Origin of the sequence: Metabacillus mangrovi (assembly GCF_009711125.1) — a bacterium.
Classification (GTDB): domain Bacteria; phylum Bacillota; class Bacilli; order Bacillales; family Bacillaceae; genus Metabacillus_B; species Metabacillus_B mangrovi.
The window spans coordinates 13675-28758 of the sequence record NZ_WMIB01000021.1 but is presented as its reverse complement, the minus strand read 5'-3'; the positions used below and the strand labels follow the sequence as shown (position 1 = coordinate 28758).

15 protein-coding genes are annotated in these 15084 nt (G+C 49.8%); 2 read left to right on the top strand and 13 right to left on the bottom strand.

The annotated features are described in order from the left end of the window. Positions 1–70 precede the first annotated feature (70 nt). A complete protein-coding gene (locus tag GKZ89_RS16400; protein ID WP_155113493.1) occupies positions 71–343 on the bottom strand; it encodes a heterocycloanthracin/sonorensin family bacteriocin in 273 nt (90 codons plus the stop codon). A gap of 262 nt (positions 344–605) precedes the next feature. Between GKZ89_RS16400 and GKZ89_RS16395 the strand changes: the two genes are divergently transcribed. Next, positions 606–968: a hypothetical protein gene (locus GKZ89_RS16395; RefSeq protein WP_155113492.1), complete on the top strand. Its 363-nt coding sequence runs from the start codon at positions 606–608 to the stop codon at positions 966–968. Between the two features lie 1154 nt (positions 969–2122). Here the strand turns inward: GKZ89_RS16395 and GKZ89_RS16390 are convergent. From GKZ89_RS16390 to GKZ89_RS16335, 12 genes are all read right to left on the bottom strand, one after another. Beyond that, positions 2123–2638: a hypothetical protein gene (locus GKZ89_RS16390; protein WP_155113491.1), complete on the bottom strand. Its 516-nt coding sequence runs from the start codon at positions 2636–2638 to the stop codon at positions 2123–2125. Positions 2639–2720: 82 nt separating this feature from the next. Beyond that, positions 2721–3605, bottom strand: a complete 885-nt coding sequence (locus GKZ89_RS16385) for a TIGR01777 family oxidoreductase (protein ID WP_155113490.1) — start codon at positions 3603–3605, stop codon at positions 2721–2723. 41 nt (positions 3606–3646) lie between these two features. Beyond that, entirely contained in the window at positions 3647–4597 is a 951-nt protein-coding gene (locus GKZ89_RS16380; protein WP_162356983.1) for an AEC family transporter, read from the bottom strand. A 103-nt stretch (positions 4598–4700) separates the two neighbouring features. Further along, positions 4701–6200 (bottom strand): response regulator, encoded by a 1500-nt coding sequence (locus tag GKZ89_RS16375; protein ID WP_162356981.1) that lies wholly within the window; start codon positions 6198–6200, stop codon positions 4701–4703. Between the two features lie 2 nt (positions 6201–6202). Further along, positions 6203–7939 carry a sensor histidine kinase gene (locus tag GKZ89_RS16370; RefSeq protein ID WP_155113487.1) on the bottom strand — a complete coding sequence of 579 codons (1737 nt, stop codon included), beginning with the start codon at positions 7937–7939 and terminating at the stop codon, positions 6203–6205. Positions 7940–7966: 27 nt separating this feature from the next. After that, positions 7967–9400, bottom strand: coding sequence for a glycoside hydrolase family 32 protein (locus GKZ89_RS16365; protein ID WP_155113486.1), 1434 nt, complete (start codon positions 9398–9400; stop codon positions 7967–7969). A gap of 16 nt (positions 9401–9416) precedes the next feature. Then, positions 9417–9626 carry a hypothetical protein gene (locus GKZ89_RS16360; RefSeq protein ID WP_155113485.1) on the bottom strand — a complete coding sequence of 70 codons (210 nt, stop codon included), beginning with the start codon at positions 9624–9626 and terminating at the stop codon, positions 9417–9419. 86 nt (positions 9627–9712) lie between these two features. Next, positions 9713–10603, bottom strand: a complete 891-nt coding sequence (locus GKZ89_RS16355; RefSeq protein WP_338324942.1) for a carbohydrate ABC transporter permease — start codon at positions 10601–10603, stop codon at positions 9713–9715. A gap of 22 nt (positions 10604–10625) precedes the next feature. Further along, the gene (locus GKZ89_RS16350) at positions 10626–11516 is read right to left on the bottom strand and encodes a carbohydrate ABC transporter permease (RefSeq protein ID WP_338324941.1); all 891 of its coding nucleotides are present in this window, start codon (positions 11514–11516) and stop codon (positions 10626–10628) included. A 66-nt stretch (positions 11517–11582) separates the two neighbouring features. Beyond that, positions 11583–12917: an ABC transporter substrate-binding protein gene (locus tag GKZ89_RS16345; RefSeq protein ID WP_155113484.1), complete on the bottom strand. Its 1335-nt coding sequence runs from the start codon at positions 12915–12917 to the stop codon at positions 11583–11585. A gap of 350 nt (positions 12918–13267) precedes the next feature. Continuing rightward, positions 13268–13543 carry a hypothetical protein gene (locus tag GKZ89_RS16340; RefSeq protein WP_155113483.1) on the bottom strand — a complete coding sequence of 92 codons (276 nt, stop codon included), beginning with the start codon at positions 13541–13543 and terminating at the stop codon, positions 13268–13270. Positions 13544–13675: 132 nt separating this feature from the next. Continuing rightward, on the bottom strand, positions 13676–13918 hold the full coding sequence (locus GKZ89_RS16335) for a hypothetical protein (RefSeq protein WP_155113482.1): 243 nt from the start codon (positions 13916–13918) through the stop codon (positions 13676–13678). Between the two features lie 162 nt (positions 13919–14080). Here GKZ89_RS16335 and GKZ89_RS16330 point away from each other — a divergent pair, with 162 nt between their 5' ends. Continuing rightward, a complete protein-coding gene (locus GKZ89_RS16330) occupies positions 14081–14944 on the top strand; it encodes an MBL fold metallo-hydrolase (protein ID WP_155113481.1) in 864 nt (287 codons plus the stop codon). Positions 14945–15084 lie beyond the last annotated feature (140 nt).

Below are 15084 nucleotides of genomic sequence, written 5' to 3'. Positions count from 1 at the left end.
GAAATTGTCCGTTATACCAAAGCAAAAAGCCCCCGGAAACCGGGAGCTTTTACATTTATTAATGAACGTATCAGCCGCGGTAGCAGCGTCCGCATCCGCCGCATCTTGCACAGCCTCCGCATCTCGCACAGCCTCCGCATCCGCCGCAGCCCCCACATCCTGCACAGCCTACACATCCTGCACAGCCTACACAACCGAAACAGCGGAAAATGCCAAAGCCAACGCAACCGAAAATCCGGCTATTGTCACCGTATTGAATATCGCGGGCATCCCAAGGAATAACCTGGCCAGCTGAATAATCCCCTAACTGAAGTGCCTGCAAATCATTTTGAATTGGATACATGCTATAACCTCCATTTTTTCTATTCAACGTTTCATAGGCGAACACACCATTTTCCTTCTTCATTCTCCATCAATCTATGTGAAAGGCCCTGTTCGGGTTCAGCAGAGATGAGCCCATTTCGAAAAGCGGCTGCCGATAGTGAAATAGAAGATCCATCCTCCGCATGGGACGGGCTGGATACACTGCTTTTTAAAAAGCAGGTGGCAGAAACCTTGAATTCTCCCATATAATGAAAACATACAGAGAAAAGAGGTATGGCATCATGATACATATACTATGGGTCATTTATTTAGGGATTATCGGTACTGCAGCCATCGGATATTTGCTGAAGGGCGGCTATAAGACGAACCTTCTGAGGCTTGATTTTATCATCTCGGTGGTAACATGGATCGGATTGATGGGTTATGTGACCGGAACCAGTTTCTGGACCCCGCTGGTCTGGAAAATCATCTTTTTCGGAGGACTGTTCTGGGACATCTTTTTCAGTTTCAAAATCAGGAATGAAAAAGGGGATTTCGTTTATGAGGAAATTCCAAAGAACGCACGCCCCATTGTGTTTGGCCTGAGTTTCCTGGTTTTTCTGGGACCGCTCTATTACGGGCTGTTCAGGTATGCTTTCTTGTAACAAAAGGGGGCATTAATGGCGATTGAGATAAGGAGTGGTACAAGGGAGAACCGGAAGAGGCAACGAGCCTGCTGAATCGCCCCCGGCCAAGCAGAGTACGGATCGAATTTCCTGAAATAGCGGCCGCTGAGACCGGTATGCACGGTAGCGGTCTCCAGGGACGTTATCTCGCCCGAAATCCACGTTTTTTCCTCCTATCGGTCTCCAGGGACGTTATTTTACGATTTCCACCCCTAATCCGGCCGTTTTTCACAAAATAGCGGCTCCTGAGACCGTTCATGGTCAAATCCGTCGATTTCTCCTGAAATAGCTGCCGCTGAGACCGGTATGCCGGGTAGCGGTCTCCAGAGACGTTATTTCATCTAAAATCCACATTTTTTTCTTCTATCGGTCTCCAGGGACGTTATTTTACGATTTCCACCCCTAATCCGGCCATTTTCCACAAAATAGCGGCTCCTGAGACCGTTCATGGTCAAATCGGGCGATTTCTCCTGAAATAGCTGCCGTTGAGACCGGTGCGCGCGGTAGCGCTCTCCAGAGACGTTATTTCACCTGAAATCCACGTTTTTTTCTTCTATCGGTCTCCAGGGACGTTATTTTACGATTTCCACCCCTAATCCGGCCGTTTTTCACAAAATAGCGGCTCCTGAGACCGATCATGGTCAAATCGGGCGATTTCTCCTGAAATAGCTGCCGCTGAGACCGGTACGCCGGGTAGCGGTCTCCAGAGACGTTATTTCACCTAAAATCCACATTTTTTTCTTCTATCGGTCTCCAGGGACGTTATTTTACGATTTCCACCCCTAATCCGGCCATTTTCCACAAAATAGCGGCTCCTGAGACCGATCATGGTCAAATCGGGCGATTTCTCCTGAAATAGCTGCCGCTGAGACCGGTACGACGGATAGCGGTCTCAGCCCGGGCCAATGCAAATAATCCCCCGCCAACCTGACGGGGGATTCATAGAAGGAGCAAAATTTCACAAAGGGTAAGGTCAGCGACCGCCATTGCAATGGTTGGGAATCGGTAACAGGTGAAGTTGGAATTGGTGATGGATCATTGGTTTTGCCTTCGCCATTTCCGAACTAACGTACCGTGAGGCACAACTGATTTCTCCTTCTATGCCTTGAAGAGGATTCTCACCTCTTCAAGGATTAAAAATACTTTTCGCTGTCAAAATCCAATTCGACCGAGTAGTTCTTCGCGTTGACCTGATTGGAGAGCCTATTTGCCAGACGGTCCATCTCAAGCCCCTTCAGGCGATATTCCTCCGGGTCAAACATTGGAATTTTAACGATGCTGCTGTTCTCACTGTACGGATACAGAAATTCCTCTTTTTGAGCCGATCCATACTGTTTGTATTTCCTCGCTCTCGCCCGGAGCTGGGTCGCGAGCTCTATTGCTTCAACAATCGTTACATTTTCCCGGCTGTACTCAATTGTATTTTCCACATTTGCCTGATACATGAGGCGGTCGAGAAGACGGAAATCCTTGCGAATCTCCTCCAGGTCCTTTTCTACATCCGGAAGTGAACGGGCTTGCTTAGGAGCTTTGCTGCCTTTTTCAACCTCAGCGAAGGCAACTCGGTCCATTTCTTCCTCTAATTCATGAATTCTCTTAGAAAGAACACTTTTCAATTTAACGGCTTCTGCCAGGGATACCTTGGTCATCGGTTCAGTCTCCTTTTACGGACGTATAAGGTAAATTGTACCACATCCCGCATACCGCCGCAGCTATGTAATTTCATTCTGTTTATATGATTTCCCTTAACGCAGAGTCGATCTCCGGATAAGTGAACTTATACCCTTCCCTCTCCAGCCGCTCCGGCACGACCCATCTGCTTTTCAGGACGAGTTCCGTTTCGGTTTTGATAAAAACAGCGCCAAGCTCGAGCATCCATTTTGGGGAAGGGAGGCCGAATTTCACTCCCATCGCTTCGCGGACTGCTGTCATGAACTCCCGGTTTGTGACGGGATTTGGAGCAGAACAGTTGTATACGCCGCTCAGCTGTTCGTTTGCCTGTATGTAACGGATGATCCGGTATACGTCTTCAACATGAATCCAGCTGAACATCTGGTTCCCGGAACCCTGCACACCGCCAAGACCGAATTTTGCCAGGTTTTTATAAGGGGTCATCACCCCTCCGCCGGGACCTAGTACAATTGCGATGCGGAGGGCTGCCTGCCTCGTGGCCGGCAAGCGGAAATCAAAAAATGATTTTTCCCATGCTTTCGCTACTTCTACAGAAAACCCTGTACCGATCTCCCCGGTCTCCTCTGTCATCGGCCGGTCCTCGGCATGGCGGTAAATGGTGGCCGTGCTGGAGTTGATCCAGAGCGGAGGCGGATTTTTGCACTGGAGGATGGCGTTGCCGAGAAGTTCTGTCGTTTCTGTTCTTGATGTAAAAATTTCTTCTTTATTTTTCGCATTGTACCGGCAGTTCACAGATTTTCCGGCTAGGTTGATGAGCAGTTCAGCCCCATCCAGAGCTGCTGTCACGGTTTCGGGACGGTCCCAGGAAAACTCACTGGAACTCCTTGAAATCACCGCAATCTCATATCCCTCTTTTAAAAATTGCTTCTTAAGATATTCTCCGATAAACCCGGTGCCGCCCGCCAGTACAATTTTCCTCTTCATGAATTTCAGCTCGCTTTTTTCCTTTTATTGTATCATGTAATTTAGGATATAGCCTGCGCCACCCAAACGGTAACTGGAAGCATAAGCAGACTGAAGGCGGTCGTGCAAATCAGGGCAACAATGCCGAATTGTTTTGCTCCGCCAATAATATAGCGTTCAAACAGAACGGCCGCGAGCGTAAAGGTCGGCATGGAGGCCTGGACGATTACAATTTGCCCAAGTGATTCCGGAAATGGCAGCAGCCAGACGGCTGCACAAGCGATTGCAGGCAGCAGCAATACCTTGATGACGAGGGCTGCCGCCATGAAGCGCTTATATCCGTTTTGGACCCGTTTCCAGTCTGCTTTTGAAATAGTGGGAATCAGCAGTCCGATCAGGATCAGGGCAAGCGGTGCTGCAAGGCCGGAAAGCATATCCGCGGTCTCAAGCAGCATGACCGGGAGAGCAACACCAAGTGCAGCAAGCAGAACCGCAGAGAGAAGAGTGATGAACGGCGTGTTCAAAATCGCCTTCAGCTGACGGAACGAAAATTTTTCAGGACGGAGCAGCAGAATCCCGACTGTAAAAACACTCGTCATCGTTCCCGCGTCATAAACTGCCGCATAGGAGCCTGCTTCCGGTCCGAACAGGAGGGCAATGAGCGGAATGCCGACAAATCCCGTGTTGCCGCAGCCTGACACAATGGCCAGCTGCCTCGCCTCCATCTCCCCGTAGCCGAATCCTTTTCCGGCCAAATAACCGGCGAGCATTCCAAAAAGGGTAAAACAGAGCGAGGATGTGTAAACCGCTGCAAAGGAAATCCACGTCTCCCGGTTAAATCCGAGCTGAAAAATGCTTGAAACCACGACTGCCGGGAGAGCGAAATTGATGGCTGTAAAAGAAATAAAGCGGCGCGTTTCTGCGGTGATCTCAATGAATCTGGACGTCACAAATCCGGCCGCCGCCATGGCCGCCATTGTAAATACGGGAGTCAGGATCTGGATGATCGACATGCATATTCTCCTCAGCTTAATAGAATGGATGTAATATAACATTCCATTCCACAGAAAAGGCGTGCTGAAACAAGTAGCGGCTGGGGAGACCGCCGCGTTCCCGCTATTCGCTGTGCAGTTTGACTACATGCTCCGACCTGTACTGCCCGGGCGTCTTCCCCGTATTTTTCTTGAAAACCTGATTAAAATATTTATGATTGCTGTAGCCTGCTTTTTCACAAATTTCGGAGATTTTCAGGTTACTTGAGCGGAGCAGTTTTTTAGCGTGATCCATTCGGAGGGCGGTAATGTATTCAAAAATGGTTTTTCCGGCGTTTTTCGAGAAAAGGCTGCACAGATAGGCCGGGCTTTTATAAAAATGCCTGCCGAGTTCTTCGAGGACAATCGGCTCGCTGAAATGTTCATGCAAGTATTGTTTGAGTTCATGAATCAGTTTTTCATTAAAGGAGATGCGATTGTTGTCAAGGTACTCAAGCGCTTCCCGGACCGTAGCCCTCATCCATCTTTCCAGCTCATCCAGTGTTTGGAGTGATTCCACCGTTTCATATAACAAATAGCCTTCTCCGAACATTTTGTCCTCCAGCTCATACTCCTTCTCCATATGCTCAAGAAAATGCTTAATAAGAGCGAAGCACAGAACCTTGCTTTTCTGCGGGGACAATTTGTGTTTTCTCGCATAATCGAGCGTTCTCTCCATCATCCCATCCATTTCTTTTAGTGAGCCGCCGCTGAGGAAAAACTGTTCAATCTCCCTGATCATCCTCGTTCCTTTGTGAAGCCCGTATTGACCGAGCTCCTCATATTCCGTCAGGCCAAGGCTTCCGAATACCGCAATTTTCAAGGCTTCCTTTGCTTCCTCATAAGCGACCGGCAGATTCCGGGCTTCATGATGAATGGAACTCAGTCCTGCCGAGCCGGGAAAAAGATCCAGGACCCGCTGCAGACAGCTTCTCAGCTCTTCCGGCTGCAGCGAAACGAGGACGATGCTTGCCTCCACCGTAAAAAGATAACAATGCCGAAGCTGCTCTCTTACATGAACCATTAATGCCTCATGGCTCCTGAATCCGTCTTTCATCAGCAGGACCGCTGCGGCAAACGGCTGTGTCAGCACTTCCTTTGCTTCTGCATCTGCATTCCGCCTGCCAAGAAGCAAATGCAGAACATGCTTCTCCGCGAGTTCATTCTCATACTTTTCGAGCCGGCTGCTTAAGCTCCTTTCCATCCTCTTTTTCTCCAGTTTTTCAATGGCTTTACGTACTGAACGGACAATGTCTTCTGCTTCCATCGGCTTGACGAGATAATCCACCGCTTCAAGCTCGAGTGCCCGTCTCGCGTATTCAAATTCAGAGTATCCGCTGATCATGATAAAAACGAGATCGGGATTACTCTTTTTCGCTTTACCAATCAGCTCAAGACCGGTCATCCCCGGCATCCGGATATCAGCTAGTACAAGATCCGGCTTCAGCCGGTTAATCTCCGCCAGGGCACTTTTCCCATCTGAAGCCGTTCCGCAAATGGCAATGCCGAATGCTTCCCATGGAACATCAGTGGTCAGCCCTTCAATTACGATTTTTTCGTCATCTGCAATAAAAAGTGTGTACATGTTCATGCCCCCTTCTCATTTGCAGGCCGGATCCCGGCTTTGAGCGTTACCGTGGTCCCTCTTCCCGGTTCACTGTGAATGGTAAGACCGTATGCTTCCCCGTAATGCAGCGTAAGGCGCTCATGGATGTTTTTTAAAGCATAGCCACCGCTTGCCTCCCCCGGAACAAAGCCCTTTCCATCATCCTTCACGGTAAAAAGAAAGCCTTCTCCCTCCCTTTTTCCTGTTATTTCGATTTTGCCTTCCCCCGTCTCCGGTTCAAATCCGTGATACACTGCATTTTCCACAATCGGCTGCAGCAGGAGCTTTATGATTTCCTCCTGCAGAAGCTCTTCCTCAACCTGGATCGAGTAAGATATCCTGCCATCAAAGCGTATGTTTTGAATCAGCAGGTAGCTCTCCACCTGTTCCAGCTCTTTTTGCACCGTCGTGATCGGCTCTCCATTATTTAGTGTCAGCTTGAAAATCTTCGACAGGCTGATTGCCATTTTTGCAATCTTCCCGGCCTTCGACTTTTCCGCCATCCAATAGATGGAATTCAGGGTGTTGTAAAGAAAGTGGGGGTTGATATGACTTTGAAGGGCTCTCAGTTCCGCTTCCTTCTCCTTTACCTCAGCCCGGTACAGCTCCGCCGTCAGCTCTTGGTTGCGGTTATAGAGCTCCACAAACCTTCCGCCAATGCGGCCGATCTCATCGTTCCGGTCAAAAGCATGTTCATGCAGCGGTTCCCTCTTTTCCATTTTCTTCGTGGCGTGCCGGAGCATTTCCAGCTGATTCGTGATTCTTTTTGTGATCAGGACCGCAATCAGAACGGATAAAAGCAAGGAAAAAGCAAGCAGGGAAATGGTGATCAGTCTGACGTTATTGACTTCCCTGATCAACTCTTCGTAAGGGAGGATGCTGACCATCGTCCAGCCTGTCTTCGCGTTTGTATGATAATTCAGCATGTACGTTACTCCGCCGATTTCCTTCACCTTGTACCCCTCCTGCCCGGATAGTCCGGCTGTGTTTGCGACACCTGCATCCTGCAGGACTGCATCCGGCCCCTGTGAATAAATCGGCTCCTTCGTCCGGCTGTCCATGACCATCATGCTCCCCGGCATCGAACCAAACATCGTCCGAAACACGGAGTCATCCATACTGATCAGCAGCATGCCGATCTGCTCGCTTGTTCCGAGACTGCGGATCATTCGGCCGTAAAGGAGAGGATATTCGGAGCCCGGAGTCAGACTCGTATCGTCTCCGTAAAACCATTCTCCCTCCCATCTGCTGTTCAAGAGCCGAGGATACAGAGAGGAACGGCGGATCAGCTCGTAGGCATTTTCCGGAAGTAAACGTTCCCCCCGGTTGACTTTCACAAAACTGTGCATGCCGTTTCCTATGAAAATGGCATTTATATACGGTTTATTCACGACAGTAATGCTGCTCAGCGTATCCATTGAAGATGTCTCAAGCTGATAAAGTCTTGCATCTTTTTTCCGGTACGTTAAATAGCCTTCTATATCATTTGATAAAAAGATCAGATTGGAAATGTCTTCGATGTCTCCTGCGAATGTATTGAGATTGCGGTCTGCTGTATTCAGAAGGTTTCCTGCTGCTGCAGTCGCCTGGTTTTCTACGATTTTACTAAAATACAAAAAGGTGAAGGGACCGATCACGATTAGTGGGAGAAAGGCAGAGAACAGGGCAAGGAGCATAATCTTCCGTTTGATGGATAAATGCTTCAGCCACTTGATCATTGCCTTCCCTCCTCTTGTTGATAACGTTTACATTTCTATGCTCGCCGCCAGCTCAAAGCAGTCCAATCGCTTAACAATTATTTCGCCGCCCACGCTGTACAACTCTGCTTCATAATGGCTTCCATCTGGAAAAAGCAGGTGTGTCATCGCGAGCTTCCCTCCGTTTCCAAACACTTCAATCGAGCAGGAGTCCAGAAAAAGATGAATTTTGACAGTCGATTGTACCGGCGGCATTGAAACCCGGTCGATTGATGGGTAAAAATCATGAAAAGGCGCCCCGCTGCTGGCAGTCCGGTCGATTATTAATTCTTCACGGGGGACATGATATCCTACCAGCGTCTCAGTATCTTTAGAGGTGCGGAAGCGGAAGCCGAATTCCCTGGCTGTCAAAAGCTTAAATTCAGCAATGATCTCAGCAGAGCCACCACAGGATAACGTGATCGGACTCTCGGGCTGAAGCACCGTTTCGCGAAATTGCTGCCTCCTTCCCCTTAGATTCGCAAGCTCTTTTACCGGCTTCTGATGCAGGATTCCATTTTGCAGAGTCAGCTCCCTCGGCAACGTCATCGCACTGCGCCAACCCTCTGTCGGTGTCTCGTTCGCATAGCGCCAGTTGCTCATCCAGCCAATATAAATGCGTCTGCCGTCCGTGCAATCAGACCAGGTAACCCCGGCATAATTGTCCCTTCCTTCATCCAGCCACCGCGCTGATTCCGCTGGTTCAAAGCGGTGTCCATTAAATGTTCCCGTATAATAAAGCGTCCTCGATCCATACTCCGGACTGTCGCCGATACTGACAATCAGCACCCACTTCTCTTCTCCGCCATCCTGCAGCGGAAACAGATCCGGACACTCCCATACGCCGCACCGGTCTGCATCGCTTCCCGCAAAGGCACTCTCAAACTGCCACTCTTTCAAATTTCCCGAGGAATAAAAACGGATTTCGCTCCCGGCTGCCAGCGCCATGATCCACCTATCACTCTCCGAATGCCAGAAAACCTTTGGATCCCTGAAATCACTGATTTGTTCATCAGCCAGCACCGGATTTCCACTGTACTTCACCCACGTCCTGCCGCAATCGGTGCTGTATGCAAGACTCTGCCTCTGCCTTGGCCGGTCACTGCCCGGATACGTATCCGCGTGAGTAAAGATGGCCACAAGTCCCTCACCGCCGGTAAAAAAACCGGTCGTATCCTGCCAGTCAACCACCGCACTGCCGGAAAATACAGCCCCAAGCTCATCCGGAGCAAGTGCAATCCCAAGCTCCCTCCAATGAACCAAATCCGTACTCACCGCATGCCCCCAGTGCATCGGCCCCCACTTCGTACCGAAGGGATGATGCTGAAAAAACAGATGATACTCCCCCTTGTAGTAAACAAGCCCGTTCGGATCATTCATCCAATTCTTCTCAGGGGTAAAGTGGTAAACGGGCCTGTACTTTACCTGATCTTTCTTAATCATTGCGGGCTCCTCCTTTTCACGGCCTGTTTTTTTCCCTTTTAAAAAAGGCTCTATTAGATATGAGGGTTTCCCCCGTCCCCTTGGACCTTGATTCCATCACGTAATCGATTTTTTCCATCACCTTGGACCGGGATTTCATCACATACTCGGATTTTTCCATCACCTTGGACCGGGATTCCATCATGTACTCGGATTTTTCCATCACCTTGGACCGGGATTCCATCACATACTCGGTTTTCCCTTCACCTTGGACCGGGATTCGATCATGTACTTGAATTTTTCCATCCCCTACTATTCATCACCGCAGACCCATCACTCCTTCACTGCACCTAGCGTCATCCCGCTGACGATGTACCGCTGGACGAAAAAAGAGAAAATCATGACCGGCAGGCTGAAGGAGACGGCGGCGGCGGTCATCGGACCGAGATCCAGATTGTAGGCAGTGAGAAATTCGGAAATGCCGACGGTCGCTGTTTTGGCCATCGTGCTTGTCATAAGGAGCGAGATCAGAAAATCGTTCCAGGCGAGCATGAACGTAAAAATGGCGGTCGTTGCAAGACCCGGAAGCGAGACTGGCAGAATGATTCTTAAAAAGCTGCTGAACCAGCCGCAGCCATCTACACGGGCTGCCTCATCATACTCCTTTGGGATCGAATCAAAAAATCCGATCATCAGCCAGATCGCGAAGGGAACATTGATCGCCGTATAGACGAGGATCAGTGCAAGCTGTGTATCGATCAGTCCGATATTTTTCACAATCATATACATCGGAATGGCGATGCTGATCATCGGCACCATGCGGATCACGAGCGTGAACAGCAGGAAGATCCGGCCGGTTGCAGATGAAAATCTGGACAGTCCATAGGCAGCGAGCGCTCCGAGGAAAACGCTGAGCGCTGTACTGGCCCCCGCCGTTAAAAGGCTGTTAAAAAAGTAAGTTCCCATCGGCAAGTAGTTGAACATATTCTGATAATTTTCAATCGAGAATGTGGAAGGCCAGAAGGACGGCGGTGAGCTGACCGCTTCGGCCGACGGCTTCAAAGAGGTGAGGATTAAATACACATATGGCAAAATAAACAGCAGGGCGAGTGAGCAGGCGAGCAGGATGACGAATGCCGTCCAGAGCCGCTTTTTCAGCAGCGGCATGGACGGAGCGTGGACCCGCTTTTTAATATTCGCCCTGTTCAACGGTAAATCGGACACTTGCAGCCACCTCCATAGGTCATCATGCATGGCTCTTTCTAGAGGACCATATTTTTGAGATAAAAAACGAACTGACGGCCAGCAGCAGCAGGATGAATATTACGGCCATCGCACTTGATTCACCGACCTGGCCGTACCGGGTCAGGGTTTTATACATATAGGTGCTCAGCACTTCTGAGGAAAAACCAGGTCCTCCCTGAGTGAGAACCCACACAATATCAAACGTCCGTGCGGCATCGATCGTCCGGATCAGCAAGGCAACGATCGCAACGGGCACCAGGGACGGAATCGTAATGTACCGGAACTTCGTCCATTTTCCGGCCCCGTCGATTTCAGCCGCTTCATAGAGACTTTTTGAGATACCCTGCAAGCCTGCGAGGAGCACGAGCATCATAAACGGCGTCGTCAGCCAGACGTCGGCGAGGATGGTTGAGAAAAGTGCGAACCGCTGATCGGACAGCCACATGATCTGGTGCGGGTCATTCAAGATGCCAATCTTATAGAGTGTTGAATTGATGATGCCGAACTGGTCGTTCAGCATAAACTTCCAGATCAGGCCTGAGACGAGCGGGGCAATCATCAGCGGACTGAGAAGGATCGTCCGGATAAACTGACTGCCTTTAAACGCCTGGCTCAGCAGCAGGGCGAGGATCAACCCGAGCAAAAATTCGAGTCCGACCGCACAGACAATGTAGATCACAGTGTTCCAGAGCGCCGTCAAAAACCGGGGAGAGGTGAGCGTTCCTGTGTAATTGGCCAGTCCTACAAACTGAGCGGCTGCCGGGTTCAGCAGGTCGATCCGGTAAAAGCTGTCCTTTACAAGCATCGCAATCGGGTAGACGAGAAAAACGAGCATGAACAATCCGGCCGGCAGAAAGAACAGCGCAGACAGCCGGGCATGATGAACTTTCACGTTGCTTGCCTCCTTTCCATGAATGAAAATCTCCTCTGAGGAATCCTCCGAGGAGATCTTGAAGCTTTATTGAGGAGGGACAATCCCTTCGATAATATCCTTTGCCCAATCCAGCGCTTCCTGCGGTGTCTTTTCACCTGACAGAACATACTGGACAGCAGGGATCAGGGCTTCACTCTCAATTTGCTGCCACTCCTTAATGGCCGGGCGGTTCTGCGTCTGCGGTCCGCTTAATGTAGCGGTCAGCGGCTCAAGATGCTCATAGCCTTTCTCCTTGCCGTACTTTTCAAAAACAGACTTTCTTGCTGCCACTCCGAGAGTCTTCATAAACAACTCGTTCTTTTCGTAAATGAACTCCAGATAGTCTTTGGCGATATCCTGTTTTTTCGAGGAACTCGGAATGACTTGGTACCACGGTCCCGGCACCGCACCGATTCCCCCGCTTCCGCCGATCATCGGCGCACTGCCTACTTTTCCGGCTACTTTGGACTGGCTGGCATCATTCGATGGCACGTAAAAGTGTCCCCAGGCAAGCATCATTGCTGCTTTGCCGTTCCAGAAAAGCTCGGACGTTTCAGCCGATGCCATTTCCAGTGCTCCAGCCGGTACGGATTTATCCTTCATTAACAGGTCTGATAAAAATTGCAGGGAATCCACATACGGCTTGCTGTTTACATTCACCTTGCCGTCTTCCCCGATCACAAGCGGTCCGGCGCCTGCCTGTGCTGCATGATCAAGCCAGCTTGCTACTGCATCACCGTTATTCGCTCCGAAAACGGTCGTTCCGTATTGATCCATCTTTCCATCCTTATCCGTATCCTGTGTGAAAAAAGCGGCTGTGTCCCTGTATTCCTGCCAAGTAGTTGGCGGCTTCAGCTCATAGCCGTATTTCGCCTGGAACGCTTCCTTGTTTTTCGGATCTTCGAACAAGTCCTTCCGGTAAATCAGGTTTTTGGCGTTCGTCCACACCGGCATTCCGTATTCTTTGCCCTGGAAACTGCCTCCTTCAACAAGGCCCGGAAACAGGTCGCCTTTTACTTCCTCTGAAATCATTCCATCCAGCGGAAGCAATCCGCCCGCAAGAGCCGGGAACCAGAGAATATCAATGGTAGCGACATCAAAGGCACCAGCACGCGAAGCAACCTCAGCCTTCAGCTTGTCGTACACTCCTGTATAAGGAACGGATTCGATTTTCACTTCATAGCCCGTTTTTTCCTTGAATTCTGCCGCTGTTTCCTTCGCTACCTTGAAGGCCGGGCTTCCCCCTTCAACCAGAACGGTAATCGATTTTCCGCCTTTTTCCGAGGACTGCGCCTGCTGAGGCTCCGCTGCGGAACAGCCGGCAAGCCCCAAAACGAGTATCATCAGAATGGACATCAGCCAGATCAATCCTTTTTTCATCTGTAAAAGCCCCCTGTTTAAGATTTGATTAACGGTCCCAGAGCCCATGCTCCGGCCATCTTCCAGCCAGCTCCTTCACATCCGGAAGAGGCGGCTGCGTTTTGAGCAGCACAAGGTAAACTGTTTGCCTGCCAACCCCTCATTCAATTTCTCCATCCGGTTTGTTAGCGTTTACATTTTAACTGTGAAGTGCGCCGCCTCCCCTGTGAGCGCCTGAACCTTTCGTACTTTTATTGTAGCGGGAGAGCACCCAATATAAAATTCCATTATCTTTAGAAAGGGGCAGGGATTTTTAGAAAGTTTTGGAGCGGCTGAAAAAAAGCAGATCCCCTCATGAGATCTGCCTCCATTTACATTTTCCCGAACTCGTCCACCACCGCAGGTCTGTTAGGGTACTCCGCGAGCAAATCGTGCTTTAATTGCAGCGCCTTTTCCTCCCCGCACGCATCCGCATAAAGAGCAAAGAGTCTTGCCGCCTGCCTGTATCCGCTTCTGTTGTTTGCTCGAGCGGTATGAGCTTTTATGTAGTGCCTGAATATCAGGTCCGTCTCTTCAGGGTAGTCCGACACAATATAAGGGTACAGGCTGACAGTACTGGATGGATTCTCCTCACAGTATTCAAGCATCTTATCTCTGAGATCCTCAAGCTTTAAGATTTCAAGATAAGGCGTATTCCAGGATGACGTGTTCAGTTGCCAAGCACTCCGATCTTCATACTTTTACTACAGCATAACAACTTCCGTGCCGGCATGCATCCCCTATTCCAGTTCCAAATGCTTGTACACCCTGTTCAAAAGCTTTTCCTGAGTATTCATTTTTTCGCCTATTAAGTCTATGTCAAATTGAAGGTTCTTGCTTGTCTTCTGTGTATCTTTTACAAGAACATATACATCCTCCAGCTTCTTTTCAACGCCTTCAAGTCTGTTCTCGATCTGTTCCATCCGCTCCGTCATGCCTTTTACGCTTTCTTGTATCAGCTTTGCAAGCCCCAGATTATCCATAGTGATTCCCCTTCCGATTTGTTTGACGAAATTTTATTATACCGCTTTTTTTCCAAGTAAAAGCCAGACCGATTCTTGATTTTTTGTTAATAGTTGATAAAGGAATTCGTCTTTTTTTTGACGAATAGGTTAACCCTAAGCCAAAATCCAGGAGGTCACATTGTGGATCATCCATACTTTACTTGTACGGAAATCCGGCCAGGTGTGTATGCTGCAATCGCAAAAGAAGGAATGGAGGCAATCGGCAACGCCGGTTTTATTGATTTAGGGGAAGAAACACTGGTTTTCGATACACTATCCCTGCCCCAGGCGGCTGCCGTATTGCGCACTGAGGCAGAGGAACGGACAGGCAACCGGGTAAAATATACAGTCAACAGTCATTATCACAGTGATCACACGAACGGCAACCAAATCTTTAAGGACACGGTCATTATTTCGACCGCAAAAACAAAGGCGGAGATGGCCGGCAGTCTTATATCGGAATCAGCCCCTGTGCAAGGACTGGACCTCATGGACCTTGCGGTTGGAATCATGGAAGAAACCCTCCCCACATTACTGATCGAAGATAAACTCGTTTTGGAAGGAAAGACCCGGTCAGCGGAGCTCTACCATTTCGGCTGCGCCCACTCCTGCAGCGACTTATTTTTGTATCTGCCGGTAGAAAAAATTCTTTTCGCCGGCGATCTCGTGCTCGCTGACCGCCATGCCTGGATGGGCTGCGGCAGACCCGAGGAATGGATCACCGTCCTCGACCGGATGGCGCCTTTTAAAATTGAAGCCATTGTTCCAGGACACGGCCCTGTCGGCGGCCCCGAAACCATTCAGAAAACGCAGGACTATATCCGGGAACTGATGGACCATGTTATGAATTTAAAAATAAAAGGCCGCACCCCAGATGAAATCCTCGCTGCTCCGATGCCCAAAAAACTCTCCGGCTTGGCACGGCACAGTGTGTACGAGCGGAACGTGCGGTTTTTGTTTGAGTATGCGGAGAGTGGGGTTTTGGGGTGCAGGTTGCCGGTGTGATCTGACGGTGTAGAGGTGGGGTGCCTGCACCGCTTCACCGCAGCGGGGGACAGAGGCTATGGCCTGCGAGCCCTTTAGTATCAACGGTTTACAGAGGCGGTGCCGGAGCTTTAGTACGGCAGAGAATGTGGGGACTGGCA